The sequence below is a fragment of the Roseiflexus sp. RS-1 genome (assembly GCF_000016665.1).
Lineage (GTDB): Bacteria > Chloroflexota > Chloroflexia > Chloroflexales > Roseiflexaceae > Roseiflexus.
Genome location: NC_009523.1, coordinates 762,325 through 780,717, shown reverse-complemented (window position 1 = coordinate 780,717; position 18,393 = coordinate 762,325). Strand labels below are relative to the sequence as shown.

The 18,393-nt window shown below is 63.7% G+C and carries 18 protein-coding genes; 8 read left to right on the top strand and 10 right to left on the bottom strand.

The window, feature by feature from the left end:
* Positions 1-77: 77 nt before the first annotated feature.
* The 7 genes from ROSERS_RS03240 to ROSERS_RS03210 all read right to left on the bottom strand — a co-directional run bounded on the left by ROSERS_RS03240 (position 78) and on the right by ROSERS_RS03210 (position 8,194).
* A complete protein-coding gene (locus ROSERS_RS03240) occupies positions 78-1,301 on the bottom strand; it encodes a phenylacetate--CoA ligase family protein (RefSeq protein WP_011955406.1) in 1,224 nt (407 codons plus the stop codon).
* 15 nt (positions 1,302-1,316) lie between these two features.
* Positions 1,317-2,108 carry an ABC transporter ATP-binding protein gene (locus ROSERS_RS03235; RefSeq protein WP_085979444.1) on the bottom strand — a complete coding sequence of 264 codons (792 nt, stop codon included), beginning with the start codon at positions 2,106-2,108 and terminating at the stop codon, positions 1,317-1,319.
* Between the two features lie 99 nt (positions 2,109-2,207).
* Complete coding sequence (locus ROSERS_RS03230; RefSeq protein WP_011955404.1) at positions 2,208-3,440, bottom strand: ABC transporter substrate-binding protein; 1,233 nt, start codon at positions 3,438-3,440, stop codon at positions 2,208-2,210.
* Between the two features lie 21 nt (positions 3,441-3,461).
* Positions 3,462-4,520, bottom strand: a complete 1,059-nt coding sequence (locus ROSERS_RS03225) for a branched-chain amino acid ABC transporter permease (protein WP_011955403.1) — start codon at positions 4,518-4,520, stop codon at positions 3,462-3,464.
* Positions 4,521-4,535: 15 nt separating this feature from the next.
* Complete coding sequence (locus ROSERS_RS03220) at positions 4,536-5,417, bottom strand: branched-chain amino acid ABC transporter permease (protein WP_011955402.1); 882 nt, start codon at positions 5,415-5,417, stop codon at positions 4,536-4,538.
* A gap of 17 nt (positions 5,418-5,434) precedes the next feature.
* Complete coding sequence (locus ROSERS_RS03215) at positions 5,435-7,378, bottom strand: long-chain fatty acid--CoA ligase (RefSeq protein WP_011955401.1); 1,944 nt, start codon at positions 7,376-7,378, stop codon at positions 5,435-5,437.
* Between the two features lie 6 nt (positions 7,379-7,384).
* Positions 7,385-8,194 (bottom strand): ABC transporter ATP-binding protein, encoded by an 810-nt coding sequence (locus ROSERS_RS03210; RefSeq protein ID WP_011955400.1) that lies wholly within the window; start codon positions 8,192-8,194, stop codon positions 7,385-7,387.
* 932 nt (positions 8,195-9,126) lie between these two features.
* Between ROSERS_RS03210 and ROSERS_RS27110 the strand changes: the two genes are divergently transcribed.
* The 8 genes from ROSERS_RS27110 to ROSERS_RS25780 all read left to right on the top strand — a co-directional run bounded on the left by ROSERS_RS27110 (position 9,127) and on the right by ROSERS_RS25780 (position 14,878).
* On the top strand, positions 9,127-9,255 hold the full coding sequence (locus ROSERS_RS27110; protein ID WP_269627250.1) for a hypothetical protein: 129 nt from the start codon (positions 9,127-9,129) through the stop codon (positions 9,253-9,255).
* A gap of 33 nt (positions 9,256-9,288) precedes the next feature.
* A complete protein-coding gene (locus ROSERS_RS03205) occupies positions 9,289-9,528 on the top strand; it encodes a hypothetical protein (RefSeq protein WP_041332897.1) in 240 nt (79 codons plus the stop codon).
* Positions 9,516-9,962 (top strand): type II toxin-antitoxin system VapC family toxin, encoded by a 447-nt coding sequence (locus ROSERS_RS03200; RefSeq protein ID WP_011955399.1) that lies wholly within the window; start codon positions 9,516-9,518, stop codon positions 9,960-9,962. Before ROSERS_RS03205 ends, ROSERS_RS03200 begins: the two co-directional genes overlap by 13 nt.
* Before the next feature lie 235 nt (positions 9,963-10,197).
* Entirely contained in the window at positions 10,198-11,232 is a 1,035-nt protein-coding gene (locus ROSERS_RS03195) for a CHAT domain-containing protein (protein ID WP_332249093.1), read from the top strand.
* Between the two features lie 167 nt (positions 11,233-11,399).
* Positions 11,400-12,362 (top strand): IS110-like element ISRfsp2 family transposase, encoded by a 963-nt coding sequence (locus ROSERS_RS03190; protein WP_011955397.1) that lies wholly within the window; start codon positions 11,400-11,402, stop codon positions 12,360-12,362.
* A gap of 19 nt (positions 12,363-12,381) precedes the next feature.
* A complete protein-coding gene (locus ROSERS_RS03185) occupies positions 12,382-13,671 on the top strand; it encodes a tetratricopeptide repeat protein (RefSeq protein WP_041332892.1) in 1,290 nt (429 codons plus the stop codon).
* Between the two features lie 797 nt (positions 13,672-14,468).
* A complete protein-coding gene (locus ROSERS_RS03175; protein ID WP_011955395.1) occupies positions 14,469-14,726 on the top strand; it encodes a hypothetical protein in 258 nt (85 codons plus the stop codon).
* Entirely contained in the window at positions 14,726-14,878 is a 153-nt protein-coding gene (locus tag ROSERS_RS25780; protein WP_157040948.1) for a PIN domain-containing protein, read from the top strand. The genes ROSERS_RS03175 and ROSERS_RS25780 overlap by 1 nt, the downstream gene beginning before the upstream one ends.
* Before the next feature lie 249 nt (positions 14,879-15,127).
* On the opposite strand, the gene ROSERS_RS03170 is transcribed toward ROSERS_RS25780, so the two are convergent.
* From ROSERS_RS03170 to ROSERS_RS03160, 3 genes are all read right to left on the bottom strand, one after another.
* Positions 15,128-16,354, bottom strand: a complete 1,227-nt coding sequence (locus tag ROSERS_RS03170; RefSeq protein WP_011955394.1) for a M24 family metallopeptidase — start codon at positions 16,352-16,354, stop codon at positions 15,128-15,130.
* A 306-nt stretch (positions 16,355-16,660) separates the two neighbouring features.
* A complete protein-coding gene (locus ROSERS_RS03165) occupies positions 16,661-17,461 on the bottom strand; it encodes a DUF5679 domain-containing protein (protein WP_041332887.1) in 801 nt (266 codons plus the stop codon).
* A 6-nt stretch (positions 17,462-17,467) separates the two neighbouring features.
* Complete coding sequence (locus ROSERS_RS03160; RefSeq protein WP_011955392.1) at positions 17,468-18,349, bottom strand: deoxyribonuclease IV; 882 nt, start codon at positions 18,347-18,349, stop codon at positions 17,468-17,470.
* Between the last annotated feature and the right edge of the window lie 44 nt (positions 18,350-18,393).

Sequence of the window (18,393 nt, the reverse complement as noted above, 5' to 3'; positions counted from 1 at the left end):
TTTGGGCTTCAGGACGCCCAAACTTCCCCTTCTCCCCTTGTGGGAGAAGGGGTTGGGGGGACGAGGGGCAAAAGCCCTCACTCCCACGTGCGTTCATCAACGAACGGTCTGGCGCCTTCGGGCAACGCGGATACAATCTCGACCCGGCAGTGGAGTTTGAGCGCATCGTACAGCGCCTGTTCGACAACGGTCTTCAGTTCCGTCGCATCGGCGTCAGTTGCTGGCACAATGCGGCAGATCAGGTCGTCGCGGTGGTGTTCACGAACAACGACGGCCTGGTAGCCTGCGACGCCGTTTATCCTGCGAATGGCTTCATCGACGTGCCGTGGATGAACGAAGATGCCGCGTACCTTCACGCTGTCGCCGCTGCGACCAAGCCACCCGACCAGGCGTGGCGTCGGGATGACCGTCGGTTGCCCCGGTTCCATCACTGCCGACAGATCGCCGACGGCGAAGCGCACCAGAATGTAATCGCGTCGGAACAGCGTCACCACGACTTCGCCGGTCTGTCCAGGCGGCAGCGGTTCGCCGCTGTTCAGATCGCACACCTGCACCAGCGCATCGGTCGGCAGGTGCCATCCGTGGCGCTCCGGACCGTTGTATCCCAGGTTGCCAGTTTCGGCAGTGCCGTAGCCGTCGTAGACGAGGATACCGTACTGTTCCTCGAAGAGCGCCCGCAATGAAGGGGGGAGCGGCTCGGCAGCAACGAATGCCTTGTTCAGCGACCAGGAACGCGGATCGTGCCCCTGTTCGGCGGCACGTTCCAGTAGCGCCTTCAGATAACTGGGCAACCCGGCGTATGCCGTAATCCCCAGGTGCGCCAGCGCCTCGATCTGCTGCGCCTGACCGCCAATGCCGCCCGGAATGACGGTGCATCCCACTGCCCGCGCGCCTTCCTCGAACATCACGCCGGCAGGTGTCAGGTGGTAGCCGAAGCAGTTCAGAACGAGATCGTCAGGACCGAACCCGGCGGCGCGGAATGCTGGCGCCCAACGCCACGAGTCCGGCTCATCCGGCTCCGGGTCGTAGATCGGGCCCGGCGACTGGAATATCCGTCGCAGCGCCGACAGCGGCACCGTGAGCATGCCGCCCAACCCTGGACCCTGACGCTGAATCTCCACCAGTTGCTCTTTGCGCAACACGGGCAATCTGGCAAGATCGGCGGCGGTCTGGATGGCATCCGGCGTCAGACCGGCTGCGTCCATGCGTCGCCGAAATGCGGGGGAGTGGTCGTATCCGTAGGCGACGATCTCGCGCACCTGCGCGTCGAAGCCGGCGTAGAATGTCTGGAGATCGATCATTGCTGTGTCCACGCTTTATGAGAGCCAGCGTTTGCGCCGTTTGTAGGTTTTGACCTCGCGGTAACTCTTGCGCCGCCCGACCTCGTTGAGTCCCAGATAGAACTCGCGCACGTCCGGGTTGTCCTTCAGATCGGCGGGCGATCCTTCAAGCACGATCCGACCGTTCTCCATAATGTAGGCGTAGTCGGCGGCTTCGAGCGCCAGCCGCGCATTTTGTTCCACCAGCAGGATGGTCACCCCACGATCCTGGTTGATCTGCCTGATGATGCGGAAGATCTCCTCGACCAGCAGCGGCGCCAGCCCGAGCGACGGCTCATCGAGCATGATCAGTCTGGGATGCGCCATGAGCGCCCGTCCAATTGCGAGCATCTGCTGCTCGCCGCCGCTCAGAAACCCCGAAATCTGGCGGCGGCGCTCTTTCAGGCGCGGAAAGTAGGAGTAGACCATGTCCAGGCTCTGATCGAACCCCTTCCAGCCGCTCGTATATGCTCCCGCGCGCAGATTCTCTTCGACCGTCAGATGCTCGAAGACGCGCCGCCCTTCCAGCACCTGGAAGATGCCCATGCGCACAATCTCGGCGGCATCCTTTTTGTGGATCGGTTGACCGAGGAAGCGAATCTCGCCATCGGTCACCTCACCGTTCTCCGGCTTCAGCAGACCGGAGATCGCCTTGAGCGTCGTGCTTTTGCCGGCGCCGTTGGAGCCGAGCAGAGCAACGATGCGCCCCTCCGGAACCGCGAGCGACAGTCCCTTGAGAACGAGCACCACATCGTTGTAGATCACCTCAACATTGTTGAGGGCAAGCATTGGCTGCATCTGCGTTCCATCTCCCCTGCCGTCTGCGTTGCTCCACGACAGGTGTGGTTGTGCGCATCGTCGGCACACAACCACACCGCTGTCCGGCGCCTATTTCGCGCTGATGAAGTCGGTAATCGCCACCCACTTCCCGTTCTGCACGCGGAACATCCGCAGCGACTTCACACCGGCATGGTCGGTGGTGCTGAAGACGACCGGCAGCGTCACGCCGCCGGTGTCGATCGGACCCATCGTCTCAAGCGTGGTTTTGATATTCTCGCCGGTCAACTCTTTGCCATCCTTCAGTGTTCGCTCAATGCCAGCAACCAGGATGGACATCGCCGTCCATCCCTGCACGAAGGTGCTGTCGGCGCCGCCGTAATCGATCCCCTTCTCGCGCGCGAAGTCGAGCGCCACTTTCGCGCCTTCGCCTTCCGGGCTGAACGGAACGGCGCCGACCACGCCCTCAGCATCCTGGCCGGCGAGTTTGATCAGCAGTTCATTGGCGCACCAGTTCAGGCAGACGAACTGCACGTCAAGACCCAGGCTCTTTGCATTCTTGATCGCCAGTGCTGCCGGACTCGACACATTCTGGAGGAAGACGTAATTGGCGCCAAAATCGCGGATCTGGGTCAACTGCGGCGTCAGGTCGGTGGCGCCGCGCGGCGACGGCACTTCCAGCGGCGTCTCGACGCCGTTCGCCGTGGCAAAGGCGGTGCCATCAGCCAGCGGCGACCGTCCGAAGGGGCTATCGTTGATCAGGTAGGCGAACTTCGGCGCACCGCTCTTCCCTTTCGCCTTCCAGTCGTCGAGCGCCCACTTCATGGCGATGATCAGTTGATCGGAGTAGGTAGGGGCGACCAGGAAGTTGTAAGGCGTCTCAGCCGGGTTTGCCAGCGTTGCCGAGTACGATGCCGAGATGAAGGGGATCTTATCAGCGGTGATCTTGCCCTTGAGCGCCTCGGTGTCGCCGGTGCCCCAGCCGGAGAACACCACTACCCTGTCCTGTGTGACGAACTGGGTGTAGAGTTCCTCGGCGCGCGGCACCTCATAGGCGTAATCCTGGCTGATCAGTTGCAACTGGCGACCGGCAACGCCGCCATTGGCATTCTTCCACTCGATGAAGGCAATCTGTCCTTTGGAGTAGGGTGTTCCAACGTCCGCAGTAGCGCCGGTCAGGTCGAAGATCGCGCCGATCTTGATCGGCGGTCCGCCGGATGGAGCGCCACCGCCGGTTCCGCCACCGGTGGCGGGGGGTTGCTGCTGTCCGCCGCATGCCGCCAGCAGCAGCGCCAGTGCCAGCATCAGTGCGAGCATGCTGAACCATCGTCGTTCGTTGCGCATTCCGTCCTCCTTGTCGTGAATCTAATAACTGAACGGCCATAACCGGAAATAATCCTTGACGTTGCGCCACATTTTGACAATTCCTTCAGGCTCGAAGATCAGGAAGAGGATGATCGCCAGACCAAACGCACCCTGCTGAATAAAGGGCAGATAGGAGTTGATATCCGGCACGACACCGCTTACAGAGCGCGCCAGGTTCGCCAGCATCGCTGGCAACAGCACCATGAAGGCTGCGCCGTAGATCGACCCGGACACGCTGCCCAACCCGCCGATGATGATCATCGCCAGGTAGAGAATGCTCGTATCGATGGTGAAGCGCTCCCACGAAATGACGCCGCGGTAGTGCGCTGTCAGCGCGCCGGCCAGCCCGGCGAAAAACGAGGACGTGGCGAAGGCGAGCAGTTTGTAGCGGAAGATGTCCACCCCGATAACCTGGGCGGCGATGTCCTGATCACGAATCGCCACGAATGCGCGCCCGGTACGCGAGCGGAACAGATTGCTCACAAAGACGGCTGTCAGCGCCAGGAAACCGACGGTTATCCAGTAGAAGACGAAATCATTGTTGCCGAGCGCGTTGAGCGGCACGCCAAAGAGATTATTCGTCGCAGGCGGCAGGGACAGCGATTCGCCGATGCCGAGCAATTTCCCGTGCGTGAGCAGCCAGATAATGATCTCCTGTGATGCCAGGGTTGCAATCGCCAGGTAGAGACCTTTGAGACGCGCCGACGGCAACCCGAAGAACGCGCCGACCAGCGCGGTGAACAGGCTGGCGACCGGAATGGTGATCCACATCGGCATGTCCAGGCGAACGGCGAGCAGCCCCGCAGTATACGCGCCGACCGCCAGGAATCCGCCGTGGCCGATACTGATCTGACCGGTATATCCCACCAGGATGTTGAGACCGATCGCACCGATCGCAGCGATAGCGATGGTATTCGCCAGGTTCAGCCAGTAACGGTCGGCGAACCAGGGAAAGATCAGCACGGCGATCAGCACGACGGCGATCCGCACCCGCTGCGGCCAGTAGGGTCGCAACGCCATATCGCCGGCATACGACGTATGGAAAGTTCCGCTTTGCATAGCGACGCCCCGTTTCTACACGCGCTCGATGATCCGCTGCCCGAACAGACCGTAAGGGCGCACCAGAAGTATCAGCAGGAGCACAATGAAGGGAACGACCTCGCCCATGCCGAGTTCGGGCGGCAGGTACCCGCCGGCGAACGATTGCAGCAACCCGATGATCAAACCACCGACAATCGCTCCAGGAATACTGTCGAGACCGCCCAGGATCACCACCGGGAAGACCAGCAGACCAACGCGGGCAATCTGACCGGAGACCCCGCCAAAGATGCTCATCAACAGAATACCGCCGACCGACGCGGTCACTGCTGCGATGGCCCAGGCAATCGCCCACACCCGCTTGACGCTGATCCCCATGCTCAACGCCGCCTGCTGATCGTCGGCGACGGCGCGCATAGCGATGCCTTCACGACTGTAGCGGAAGAAGAGAGTGAGCAGTGCAAAGAGAGTCAACGCCAGCGCAAACGCCCAGAGCCGGTCTACTCCGACATTCGCCCCAAACAGGGTGATCGTATCGCGGGGAAGGAACTGCGGCGCAGTTCTGGGCGTCACGCCCCAGATACCGCCGATGATCGCGCGCAGCAGCGACGACAGCCCGATGGTGACCATAATGACCGAGATGGTCGGCTCGCCGATCAGCGGGCGCAGCACCAGTTGCTCGACCAGCACGCCGACGATCGCCGCCAGCACCACGGCGATAACCACGCCGATGGGCCACCACAACCCGATCATCTCTACGGTGGTGTACGTCAGGTAAGCGCCGATCAGCAGCAACTCGCCCTGCGCAAAATTGATCACATCGCTGCTTTTGTAGATCAGGACGAAACCCAGCGCAACCAGCGCAAAGATCGCACCATTGGCGACGCCGCTCAGCGTCAGTTGGATCAATTTCTCCATACGCCTCTCCGGGAACGCTACCTGGCAAGCGCGCGCGCCATCCGACCATTGGTTTCGACCATCGCTGCTTCCTCCATGGCTTCGATGCGCAGGCGCGTTTTGATTAACGCCGTCCGACCATCCTGATAGGTGATCGTGGTCTCAACCTCGATGTCGCTCTGATCGCCGTACAACGACTCCACGATCTCGCGGTAGCGCTCGGCGATCAGGCGGCGGCGGACTTTGCGGGTGCGCGTCAGTTCGCCGTCATCCGCGTCGAGTTCCTTGTGCAGCAGGAGAAAGCGCTGGATGCGCGCTGCTGGCGGAAGATCGGCGTTCGTGCGCTCCACGTCCCTGCGGATCAGCGCGTAGACCTCCGGTTTCTGCGCCAGATCGGTGTAGGTGGTGTAGGAGATCTGCGCATTCTCAGCCCACTTCCCAACATTGGCGAAGTCGATGTTGATGATTGCGGTGACGAAGGGCCAGTTGCCGCCGAACACGACCGCTTCTTTGACATAGGGGCTGAACTTCAGTTTATTTTCGATGAACTGCGGCGAGAAGATCGTTCCATCGCTGAGTGTCATCACATCTTTCGCGCGGTCGATCACCACCAGGTGCCCGTCTTCGTCGAAGTAGCCTGCATCGCCGCTGTGCAACCAGCCATCCCGCAGCGTTTCGGCGGTCGCTTCCGGGTTCCGGTAGTACCCGATGAACACCGATGGGCCCTTGACCAGAATCTCGCCATTTGCAGCAATCCGAACCTCGGTATTGGGAAGGGGCGTGCCAACCGTCTGGAACTTGATCTGCCCGTCGCGGTGAATGACACTGAGACCGGCGCTTTCGGTCTGACCGTAGACCTGCTTCAGATTGACGCCGATGGCGTGATAGAAACGAAAGACATCAGGACCAAGCGCGGCGCCGCCGGTGTAGGCGCGCTTGATGAAGCGCAACCCCAGATGATCCTTCAGTTCCTCGAAGACGATCAGGCGCGCCAGCGCATACTTCAGGCGCAAGAGCAGACCAGGCGTCGCGCCATTGAAGCGAGCGTCCGCCATGGCGTACCCCTGCCGCAATCCCCACTCATAGACTGCTCGTTTGAGCCGTGTGCTGTCCTGGATTTTCACCTGCACCTGCGAGAGCATGTTCTCCCAGATGCGCGGCGGCGAAAACATCACCCGCGGACCGATCTCACGAATGTTCTCCTGCACTGTATCGGTCGATTCTGGGAAGTTGATCGTTAAGCCGCACTGGAGACCGGCAGCCACGGTGATCATCTGTTCGCCAACCCACGCCAGCGGCAGGAAACTCACAAACTCATCGTCCGGTCCCAGCGGATCGACCGCCAGCAGTCCGGCGCCCTGACTGATCAGGTTGCGATGGGTCAGCATCGCCAGTTTGGGCTTGCCCGTCGTGCCCGACGTGGTCGAGAGAATGGCGATGTCGTCGGGATGCCCCTGTGCCACTTCGGCCTCAAACAAACCGGGGTGCTTGCGGTCAAAGGCGCGCCCCAGTTCTTCAATGTCGGGGAAACCGGCCAGGTATGGCTCGCGGTAACTGCGCAACCCCTTCGGCTCATAGTAAATGACCTTGAGCACACCGCGCAGGTGGGACCAGATTTCGATGATTTTATCGACCTGCTCCTGATCCTCAGCCACAATCACGCGCGCATCGGACGCCTCGACCAGGTAGCGCACCTCTTCGGCGACCGAGTCCTGGTAGATGCCGATCGAGGCGCCGCCGATCGCCTGGGCGGCCAGTTCGGCGTAGAGCCACTCAGGGCGGTTGTCGCCGATAATCGCCACCTTGTCGCCACGCTCGACCCCCAGCGCGCGCAGGCCCATTGCGAATGCTCGCACATGATCGGCGAACTGCCGCCAGGTGACCGTCTGCCAGATGCCGAAATCTTTCTCACGGAGCGCAACCCGGTTGCCCAAGCGCCGGGCATTTTCGATCAACAGGCGCGGAAGCGTCGCATTGTCCATAGCACCTCATCCCTGACGAATTGCATGCTCACGTCCAAGATAGGCATCGATCACTTTCGGATCGGCGCGCACCTCTTCAGGTGTGCCGTCGGCAATCAATCGACCGAACTCCAGCACGGCCACCCGGTCGCTGATGTCCATCACCACCCCCATATCGTGTTCGATCAGCACGATGGTGGTTCCGTGCTCCTCGTTCACGTCGAGGATGAAGCGCGCCATGTCTTCCTTCTCTTCGCTGTTCATCCCGGCCATCGGTTCATCGAGCAGCAGCAGCCGTGGCGACATCGCAAGCGCGCGGCCCAGTTCGACCCGCTTCTGCAGACCGTAGGGGAGCGTCCCGACCGTTTTCTTGCGGATGGACTGAATTTCGAGCAGGTCGATCACCTGTTCCACCACCTCGCGGTGGGCGATCTCTTCACGCTGCGCACGCCCCCAGTAGAGTCCGCCGCTCAAGACGCCGCTGCGCATGTGGATGTGACGCCCCAGCATCAGGTTATCGAGAACGGTCATATGGCGGAACAGTTCGATATTCTGAAACGAGCGCGCGATGCCGAGACGGGCGATGGCGTGGGGCGCCATGCCGACAACGTTGCGCCCCTCGAAGCGAATCGCCCCGCGTTGCGGGCGGTACAACCCGCTGATACAGTTGAGCAGGCTGGTCTTACCGGCGCCATTCGGTCCGATGATGGCTTGAATAGTTCCGGGGTAGATGTTGAAGCGCACATTCGACAGAGCGCGAACCCCGCCGAAGTCAAGGCTGACGCTGTCGATCTCCAGCTGCGGTGGTGGCGGCGACGCACCATTGCCATTCGTCATACGACCCGCTCCTGACCCTGCTACGGCGGCGAAGGCTCACCCCTGAACGGGTTACCTGTCAGAACGTGCAACCGGCGAAACCAGTACACATGCCGGGCGACGACCGGCTGAGCGCGACCTGACGGGTGTTGCTGATTTGTGATGTATGCGTGACCTGGTGAACGGATGCAGAGTGACGGTTCTTTTACATTGTAGCGAGATTCATCGTTCTGGTCAATCCCGGATTCGGTGCAGCGTGCAGCGTGCCCGGTTCCCCCTGTGACCGTTCAAACCTGGGGTGACACCTCTCTCAAGGTAGATTTCTTGGGAGAGATGAGTGATGTTCTGCATTCCCGCACGCTTTTGCCCCTCATCCCCCCTGCCCCCTTCTCCCACAAGGGGAGAAGGGGGACTCTGGGCGTCCTGATGCCTGAAACGGTAGATGACACGCAGAGGCTTCCCAAAAATTCTGTAAGGGGTAACACCCTGGAAACGCGGGCGTCCCACCCGCATGCGGAGACAGCGGGCTGACGGAAAGTGAGCATTATAGCAGTTCTCAGAGACGTTGACCCTTGTCCGGATTTCTGGAGCGTTCCATCTTCGCCTCTGGCGGGCTGATGGAGATTGAGAATTTAATCCGCTCTACCGCACGAGCCGTCGGGCTAATGGAGATTGAGAATTTAATCCGCTCTACCGCGCTAGCCGTGGGGCTAAAGCCCCCGGCTATGCGAGGCGAAGCCCGCCTGCGCGGGCTATACCGGATTATTTCTTCAAAGTCCATAAGCCCTCGGCTATGGAATGCAAAGCCCGCCTGTCCGAGCGAGAGCGGATTATTTCTTCAAAGATCACAACACTTACTCCTGCCAGCGGCATTGACCACCGGCGGCACGCCGGATATACTTGCAGCAGTACGGGCACGGCATGCCGTGCCCCTCGCACCACCAGGCGCGCCGATGAACGCCGACCACGCCAGCATCGCAACCGGCGGCGACATCAGCCACAGCACTGCGCTCCAAAAGGCATTCGGGCGGATCTGCTCCCGATTGAGCACGGCATCACTGATCGGGCAGCATATGTGCTAAGCGATGGACAACGACCAGGAGAAAGGAGGATCTATGCAAGCCGCGCTCCGGCTCACTGCTCAGGTTCAGCCGGGAGGGAAGATCGAGATTGTGGACGCCCAACTCCCCGTTGGCACCCCGGTGGAAGTCATCGTCTTATTGCCCCATGCGCCTGCCGGGCCACGCCGCTCGCTCCTGGCGGTGCTGGCTGATGCGCCGGGACGCCTTGCCTTTCAGACTGCTGAAGAAGTTGATGCCTATCTGCACAGCGAACGCGACGCATGGGAACGCTAATTCTCCCTCCATCCGGCCAGGTGTATGTTGATTCAAATGCCGTGATCTACGCGATTGAGCGAATCGAGCCGTATCGAACGCTGTTGGAACCGCTCTGGCAGGCGGCACATGATGGCGGTATAGCGATCATTACGAGCGAATTGACCTGGCTCGAAACGCTTACGAAGCCGATCCGCGATCAGAACCCGCAGTTAGAAGCCCTGTTTCGAGATTTTTTGAGCGCCCAGGAGGTGACTCTTATTCCAGCCACGCTGCCAATATGGGAACAAGCGGCTCACCTGCGTGGATTGGGCTTGAAGACGCCCGACGCCCTGCATGCTGCAACCGCGCTCGCGCAGCAGTGTGCGCTGTTTATCACGAACGACCCGATCTTCCACCGCGTTCCCAACCTCCCAGTTGTGGTGCTTGCAGATATGTTGCACACCCCTGCCTGAACGGCATTGACCACCGGTGGCACGCCGGATATACTTGCAGCAGTACGGGCACGGCATGCCGTGCCCCTCGCACCACCAGGCGCGCCGATGAACGCCGACCACGCCAGCATCGCAACCGGCGGCGACATCAGCCACAGCACCCTGATCACCGGATCGCACAATGTGCTGATCCAGGCCGAGTACGGGCACGGCATGCCGTGCCCCTCGCACCACCGGGCGCGCCGAATGGCGCCGCCTGGACGCCGCCGTGCGCGACGCCCGGGCGCCCATCCTGCTGTCCCGCCTGCTGCCGCCGACCCTCGACGCGCTGCGCCGCGCCCTGTCGCCGCGCGCCTTCGATCAGCAGGCGCACCCGCACGTACTCCACGTCGCCGGGCACGCCTGGGCGCAGGGGCTGCTGCTCGAAGACGAGCACGGGCGGACGCACCGGGTGACCGCCGCCGACATCCTGGCCGCCCTGTCCCCGCCACGCTCGCTCGACCTCGTCGTGCTGAATGCGTGTGAGACGGCGGCGGACGACGCGCATGCCGCCGCGCGCGCCCTGTACGACGCCGGCATCGCCCGCGCCGTCGTCGGGCATCCCGTCCGGGTGGCGGACGACGACGCGATTAAGTTTGCCGGCGCGCTCTATGCCGACCTGTGCGACGGCGTTGCGCTGCGCGAGGCGGTCGCGCGAGCGCAACGCCATCTGGTCGGGCACGACGCGGTGCTGCTGGGAGATGGCGATCTCCGCTTTGCCGACCTGGACTGCGGCGCGCCGCTGATCCTCCCCGGCGCACCGACCGCCGACCTGCCCGGCGTGAGTGCGACGCCCTTTTTCGGGCGTGGCGCGACCCTGGTCGACCTGGCGCAGCGCCTCGCCAACCCGCCCGCCGTGATCGTGATCACCGGTCCGGCGGGGATCGGCAAGAGTCGGCTGGCGCTCGAAGCGACGCTGCGCACCGCCTGGCGCTTCCCTGGCGGCGTCGCCTATGCCCGCGTCCCCGACGACCCGCGCGCGGCGACCGCGGCGTCCCTGCTGGGCGAGCTTGCCGCCGCGCTGCGCCTCGATGCCGCGCCGACAGACGAGCGCGACCTGCGCCGCCGACTGCTGGCGCACACACGCGCCACCCCGACGCTGCTCATCCTCGACAACCTGGACGCTTTGCTGGAGCAGGACGCCGAATGCGCGGCGCTCGCCGACATCCTGCGTGACCTCGGCGCGCTCAGTGCGGCGCTGCTGACCGCTCGCCGACTGGCGGCAACGCTGGAGGAGCGCCTCCGCGCCTAGTATAATCTAACGGGACACGGTATACCGTTCTGCGCCAGGTTCACGAGATCGCCGCGGAGTGTTGGGTAGCCGTGTCCTTCAACGCGACCAAGCCGAACAGTTATCTGGGCCCTCAAACCCGCATATGCTAGCAAGGCTGGCGCCGTTTTCCTCAGGAGGTTCTGTGTATGGCTTCCCGTGAGTCGCTCTTTATCGGCATTGATGTCTCCAAACAGACGCTGGATGTGGCGTTTGGCGCCGACCCGCACGCGCCACGCGAGACGATACCGTCTACCGACGAAGGTGTCCAGCTCCTGGTCACGCGACTCCAGCGCCTGCAGCCGACCCTGATTGTGCTGGAGGCGACCGGCGGGCTGGAGCGCATGGTGTTCGCCCAACTGCTCCAGGCTGGCGTGCCGACGGCGCGGGTGCAGCCACGCCGCGTGCGCGCCCTGGCGCACGCGGAAGGACGCCAGGCGAAGACCGACCGCCTGGATGCCCGGTTGCTCGCCCGCTTTGCCGAACGGGTGCGCCCGCCGCACCACCAGGCGACGGACGAGCAGCGCGCATCCTTGCGCGACCTGCTGGTCCGGCGGGAGCAGGTGATTCAGATGCGGACGGCTGAGATCAATCGGTTGACGGCTGCCGCGCCGAACCTCCGCCCGGGCATCCAGAAGCATATTGATTGGCTGGATCAGGAGATCCGTGCGCTTGAGCAGGAACGCGACAACGAGGCGGAGCGCACCGACGAGGTGCGCCGGAAACGGGAGCTGCGCGAAAGCGTGCCCGGCATCGGCGCGATCACCGCACTGAACCTGCTGCTCCGCCTGCCCGAACTGGGGACCATCAATCGCAAGGAAGCGGCGGCCGTTGTGGGCGTTGCGCCGTATGCCAATCAGAGCGGCGCACAGCACAAACCCCGGCATATCTCCGGCGGCAGGAGGGATGTGCGCAGCGTGTTGTACATGGCGACCCTGGCGGCCACGCGGCGCCGTCTGGTCAGGCGCGCCTTCTATCAGCGCCTGTGTCAAGCTGGCAAGCCGCGCAAGGTCGCCATCGTCGCTGCGATGCGCAAGCTGCTGACTATTCTCGGCGCAATATTGCGTCAGCAAAAGCCCTGGGATCCGGCTGTGCATACGAGCGCCCCTTGACAAGCAACACAGTTACTCCGTGCTCGCGCCATGTCCGCTCCACGAGGGGCTGGAGGAACGGGCGGCGCGGGCGTTCGCCCGGACGCTGACGGCGCAGCAGCGCACGCCGCTCGCCGAGACCGATCTGGCGGCCATCGTGGAGGCGACGGACGGGCACCCGCTGCTGATCGAACGCCTGACGGCGCTGAGCCGCCTCCGCGACGGGGGTGCGCTGCTGCGCGAAGTGCGCGAGTGGAGCGGCGATGCCGCGGCGCGGTTGGAGCGGGTGTACCACTGGCACGCCGCGCAGGTGGACGCCGCCGGGGAGCGGCTCTGGGCGACCCTGCCGCTCCTCCCGGCCGGGCAGGCGCCAGAGGGGGTGCTGCAGGCGGTCGCCGGCGCCGACGGGATCGCCAATCTGCAGGCGGCGGCAGGGGTAATCGAGTTCGACCCGGAGCGGCAGGCGTGGCGCTGGCACGCCACCGTCGCCGCCTACGCCGCGCGTCGCTGGCCGCCGGACGCCGCCGCCCGCTGCGACCGGCTGGCGGGGCTGATGGACGCCTGGCGCGCCTGGCTGGCCGACGTCGATCCAGACGACGCCGAACGCCGGTTGACGGCGGAGCGGGCGAACCTGGAGTTGCTGACGGAGGAGGCGCGCAGCGTTCCGGCGGAGACCGCCCGCGCCTTCCTCGTCGCGCTGTACGCAGCGCTGCCCGCGCCCGGCCGCACGCTGGCGCTGCGCACGATCCAGGCGCCGCTCTCCCGTGCGCTGTTCGACCTGGCGCGGGACGACGGTGAACGGGCAGGGGCGTTGAACGATCTTGGCGTCGCGCTCGCCGCCCTGGGGCGGTATAACGAGGCGCTGGACGCCGCCCGGAAAGCCGCCGACCTCTATCGCGCCCTGGCGGACGAGCGCCCCGCCGCCGTCCGCCCCGACCTGGCCGCCAGCCTGCACAACCTCGGCATTCGGCTCGCCGCCCTGGGGCGCTATGACAAGGCGCTGGCGGCGACCCAGGAATCCGTCGCCATCCGCCGCGCCCTCGCCGACGCCTGCCCCGCCGCCTTCCTGCCCGACCTTGCCCGTAGTCTGAACGTCCTTGGGGATTGCTACGCGGCGCTCGATCAACACGACGCGGCGCTGGAGGCCTACGAAGCCGCCGTGCGCACATTGCTCCCCGCGTTCCAACGCCTGCTGGCAGCGTTCGCCGATCAGATGGCGTACAGCGCGCGGGATTATGCGACGGCGTGCGCACGCCTGGGGCGCGCGCCAGACGCAGCGTTGCTGGCGGCGTTGCTGGCGGCGTTGCTGGCGGCGGCGCAGCAGCAATGAGCGCCGTCTTCCGCGCAGTGCGGAACACCTGGATCGAATCGGCGCCATCGTTGCCGCGCTGCGGCAACGCCTGCGCGCCTGGTTGCGCCGGAGGAACCGGCGCCCTGCGCGCCGGTCGTTGCCATGCAGAACGGCGGCGTTGGCAAGACGACTGCGATGCCGGGCACGGTCGCGCCTGGTTGACGATGTGAACCAGGCGATGCAGATTGGCGCGTCCTGGTTCGTCTGATGAACCAGGCGATGCGTTGCAAGCGGGCTTTGCTCTGGATAGCCGATAGCCGATAACCGATAGCCGATGGTCGATAGGGGTCACCGTTGGCGTTCGAGTCCCGCGCAGGCACAGACGGGAGTCAACGTATCTGAGAACTGCTATAATTCTCAATCATCCTCAGAGCAGGTGAACTGCGACAGTGCTGTCGGCTACCCTTTGCCGTACCTGTTCAAACCTGGGGTGACACCCTGGAAGCGCGGGCGTCCCGCCCGCGTCGCGTCTCTGAGGGCAGGATGCCCTCGCTCCAGGAGAAATGTGAGCGTTTACCCTTTACCTCAACTCCTTCAGACAGCGTGCGCGTTTTCAGCCGGGCGGCAGTTTCGGTCATCGCTGGTCGGGAGCGGGCGGGGACGCCCGCGCACCCGGCAGGAACGTGGTGCAATCCTGCGGCACGTCGCTACAGAGCGAGTGGGCAACGGCGCTGCCGTTGTCCCCGCTGGCACCAGCGCCCGCAGCGCGGGGGGTTGCCGAACGTGCGCGTCTGATAGATAATGCATAGCAGATCGATGTGAGAGGAGCATGCGCAATGCGCGAGATCGTCGAAGTTGATGCACAGGGATCAATTCAGTTGCCCCGCGCCCTGCTGGACGCAGTGAAGCCGCACACCCGCTTCGTGCTTGAAGTACAGGGGGAGACGATCATCCTGCGCCGGATCACACCGTTCTGGCTGACCGCAACCCCGCAGGAGCGGGCTGAAGCTGCGCGACAATGGGCCGGGCTTGAGCGTCCGTCCGCGCCGCCTATCCCAGACGAAGCTTTGCACCGTGACCGGTTGTACGACTGATGAGCGTGTACCTCCTCGATACAAACATCTGGCTACGCGCCGTACAGCGCGAATCGCCCCATCACGCGCTCGCCGTCGATGCCCTGGCGGCGTTGCTTGCGCGTGGCGGTGAAATTGTCGTTGTTGCGCCTGCCGATGTGCTGACGGAGTAACTGTTCACACCTGGGGTGACACCCTGGGAGTGCGGGCGTCCCGCCCGCGTCGCGTCTCTGAGGGCAAGATGCCCTCGCTCCAGGAGAAATGTGAACGCTTACCCTTTACCTCCACTCCTTCAGACAGCGTGCGCGTTTTCAGCCAGGCGGCAATTTCGGTCATCTTCGGTCTGGAGCAGGCAGGGACACCCGCGCACCCGGCAGGGACGTGGTGCAATCCTGCGGCACGGAACTATCATGGCTGCGCATCTACGCAATCACCAACTCCTTCGGGAAGGGCGTCAGGCTCTCGAAGCGCCCGTCCGGTGTGCAGTAGCAGGTATCCTCGATCCGCACGCCAAACCCCCGGCTCGGATAGTACAGCCCCGGTTCGACGGTAAAGACCGCGCCGGGTTCGATGGTGTCGCCCCGGTCGACCAGCGATGAGAAACTCAGGTCTTCGTGGATCTCCAGCCCCAGCCCATGACCGAGTGAGTGGATGTACCCTTCTTCAATCGGATAAGTGCGGCGGATCGTGTCATGACCACGCTCCTCGAAGTAAGCGCACACCATATCCTGGTACGTTCTGGTCGGTGCGCCTGCCTCAAATGCGTTCATTGCCATTGTAAATGCGCCGAGCACCTCGTCGTAAGCCTGCTGGAGTTCCGGCGGGGCATACCCGATCGCAAAGGTGCGAGTCATATCGTGGAAGTACCCCCCGCCCGCTTCGCGTGGGAACATGTCGATGACAATCGCCTGCCCCGGACGCAGGGGCATGCTGTCGTCGCCGCGCGCATGCGGTAGACCGGCGTCGCGCCCCTGGGCGATGATCATGCCGGCGGGCGCTTCCAATCCAAGCGCCGCCATCTCGCGCAGCATCAACCGCCGCACATCGCCGATCGTCAGCGGCGCGCCGTCGGCGCCGCGCACGCAGTCGTCGTCGATCCGCCCTGCCCTGATGAAATCGACTGCCGCCTGCAACACTGCGCACGTCTTGCGCCCGACGGCGCGCATGCGCTCGATTTCATCCACATCTTTGGTCAACCGCGCCATCGAAATAACGTCCCGGTCGAGTTCGGCGACGATCTCCAGTCCATCGATCTGCTGCGCCAGGCGCGTCATAAGTGCGAAGAAGGGACCTGCCCTGACCGTCCCGTAAATGCCGACCCGCCCCCGGACGCCGAGATCGGCAAAGATGCGGCGGCGCTGCTCCACCCGCGCCTCCAGGCGGTCGGGAAACTGCTGGAGAATCTCGCGTATGTTCCAGCGGTTGAGCGACACGAGCGTCAGCCCGGTCTGTTCGGCTTCGTTCTGTTCCCAGGGACCGTGCAACAGCATGGCGGGTTCGCCACGCTTTTTGATGATCAGTCCGGGAATGTGTCGCCCGCCGACGAAGTAATTGTAGTCGGGATTGGCGCTCTCTAAGCCGTCGGGTCCTTCGACAACGATGGCGTCCAGGTTGCGTTCCGCCATCAATCGGTCAAGATCGCTTTTCAAGATGCCCTCCGGTGTGTTGAGAACCAAGAACCAAGAACCGAGAACCGATAGCCGATAGCCGATAGCCGAGAACTGAGCACCAGGAACTGAGAACCAGGAACTGAGAACTGAGAACCGAATCGTATCATCCAAACCTGCCGACCGATCAGGTTTCCCACCTGCCTGACGTTCAACGTTCGACGTTCAACTGAAACAGGAGCGAACGCCTTCATCAAAAACGTGACGTTCAACGTTCAACCTTCCAACCTTCAACCTTCCAACCTTCCAACCTTCAACCCTCAACCTTCGACCCTCAACCTTCAACCTTCAACCCTCCCTCTGCCCCCAGGCGACGAAGCGGGTAATGCCGGCGCCGCAGACCGGGCAGACGCCACGGGCGATGGGGCGTCCGCTGGCATTGGTTGTGTACGTTACACGCTGCATTGGATGGTGTTCACGACAGCGCGCGCACCATCCGATCAGTTCGCCGTTGCGTGTCTCCTGCGCCTCCGCTTCAGAGTCGTCCGACGCTGCAGCAGGCGCGGGGTGCTCTGCCGCTCCGATGTCCCCGTTCGCTATGGGTGGCGTCGCTTCCTCCGGTGACTCCGGCACACCGGGCGCGGCGGGCGGCGCTACGGCGGGCACGGGGTGCTCTGCCGCTCCGATGTCCCCGTTCGCTGTGGGTGGCGTCGCTTCCTCCGGCGACCCAGGCGAACCGGGCGCGGCGGGTGGCGATGCTGCGGCAGGCGCGGGTAAAGGCGGAGTGGCGGGTGGCGTCGTTTCTTCCTGCGACTCAGGTGCACCGGGAGCGGCGGGTGGCGGCGGAGCCGCGGGTGCAGGCGGCGCGGCAGGTGGCGCCAGGGGCGGTGGCGCGGGTGCAGATACTGCGCGGCGCGCTGCGATCAGCGCCTCCCGTCGCCGGGTGATTTCCCGCCACACCAGCCACAGGATCGCCACAATTGCCGCCAGGCGCAGCAGACGCCCGATGGGTGACAACCGGCGGGCGGGGGGACGCGACCGGGTTGACGGGCGCGCGGTTGCTGGCAGAGTGCGCCGCCGCCGACTGCGCCAGACCTCGCGCACGATCAGCACAGCGATGTCGATCAACAAGCCAGAAGGAACAGGCACAGCGTGTCACCTTTCGTTGTCATGCTCCGACTGCCCATTGCATAGACTGCGCAGCGTCGCCAGATTGCGCACATCATCGGCAAGGTCGTCGCCTTTGGGCGTTTCCAGCACCATCGGCAGACCGGCAAAGCGTTCGTCGTTCACCAGCGCGCGAAACCCTTCCAGCCCGATGCACCCTTCACCAATATGGGTATGGCGATCAACCCGGCTGCCCAACTCTTTCTGCGAGTCGTTAAGATGGAAAGCTTTGACGCGCGCGATACCGATCACGCGGTCGAGTTCTTCAATCGTCGCCGCGTAGGACTCAGGCGTGCGAATATCGTACCCGGCGGCAAAAATGTGGCAGGTATCGACACAGACGCCGAGACGTTCCGGGTGGCGCGAGTATTCGATAATGCGCGCCAGTTCCTCAAACCGCCGCCCCAGACTGCTCCCCTGCCCGGCGGTCGTTTCCAGCAGCACGATCACATCGCGCCCGACGCCGGTCTCGAACACCAGATCGAGCGCTGCGGCGACGCGGCGCAACCCGGCGTCTTCGCCGGAACCAACATGGGCGCCGGGATGGGTGACCAGGCAGGGGATGCCGAGCAGGGCGCAGCGTTCCAGTTCCTCGCGGAACGCCGCAATTGATTTGTGCCACAACTCATCACCCGGTGCCGCCAGGTTGATCAGATACGAATCATGTACCATAACCACCGGAACGCCTTCGGTAACCTGCGCTTCTTTGAAGCGCGCAATTTCCTCATCGGTCAGCGGTCTGGCGCGCCACTGTTGCTGGTTCTTGCTAAAAATCTGAACAACATCGCACCCCGCGCATCGTCCGCGCTCGCAGGCGGTGTGTAACCCGCCACTGATCGACATGTGCGCGCCGAACCGTCGCTGTTTCATAGATTTCCTCAATTGCGCTATGCAGGTCTGCTGGCGTCCCCACC

Excerpts from the sequence above, each read along its gene's own strand:
- ROSERS_RS03240 (WP_011955406.1), bottom strand. The coding sequence starts at position 1,301 with ATGATCGATCTCCAGACATTCTACGCCGGCTTCGACGCGCAGGTGCGC.
- ROSERS_RS03235 (WP_085979444.1), bottom strand. The coding sequence starts at position 2,108 with ATGCTTGCCCTCAACAATGTTGAGGTGATCTACAACGATGTGGTGCTC.
- ROSERS_RS03230 (WP_011955404.1), bottom strand. The coding sequence starts at position 3,440 with ATGCGCAACGAACGACGATGGTTCAGCATGCTCGCACTGATGCTGGCA.
- ROSERS_RS03225 (WP_011955403.1), bottom strand. The coding sequence starts at position 4,520 with ATGCAAAGCGGAACTTTCCATACGTCGTATGCCGGCGATATGGCGTTG.
- ROSERS_RS03220 (WP_011955402.1), bottom strand. The coding sequence starts at position 5,417 with ATGGAGAAATTGATCCAACTGACGCTGAGCGGCGTCGCCAATGGTGCG.
- ROSERS_RS03215 (WP_011955401.1), bottom strand. The coding sequence starts at position 7,378 with ATGGACAATGCGACGCTTCCGCGCCTGTTGATCGAAAATGCCCGGCGC.
- ROSERS_RS03210 (WP_011955400.1), bottom strand. The coding sequence starts at position 8,194 with ATGACGAATGGCAATGGTGCGTCGCCGCCACCACCGCAGCTGGAGATC.
- ROSERS_RS27110 (WP_269627250.1), top strand. The coding sequence starts at position 9,127 with ATGAACGCCGACCACGCCAGCATCGCAACCGGCGGCGACATCAGCCAC.
- ROSERS_RS03205 (WP_041332897.1), top strand. The coding sequence starts at position 9,289 with ATGCAAGCCGCGCTCCGGCTCACTGCTCAGGTTCAGCCGGGAGGGAAG.
- ROSERS_RS03200 (WP_011955399.1), top strand. The coding sequence starts at position 9,516 with ATGGGAACGCTAATTCTCCCTCCATCCGGCCAGGTGTATGTTGATTCA.
- ROSERS_RS03190 (WP_011955397.1), top strand. The coding sequence starts at position 11,400 with ATGGCTTCCCGTGAGTCGCTCTTTATCGGCATTGATGTCTCCAAACAG.
- ROSERS_RS03175 (WP_011955395.1), top strand. The coding sequence starts at position 14,469 with ATGCGCGAGATCGTCGAAGTTGATGCACAGGGATCAATTCAGTTGCCC.
- ROSERS_RS25780 (WP_157040948.1), top strand. The coding sequence starts at position 14,726 with ATGAGCGTGTACCTCCTCGATACAAACATCTGGCTACGCGCCGTACAG.
- ROSERS_RS03160 (WP_011955392.1), bottom strand. The coding sequence starts at position 18,349 with ATGAAACAGCGACGGTTCGGCGCGCACATGTCGATCAGTGGCGGGTTA.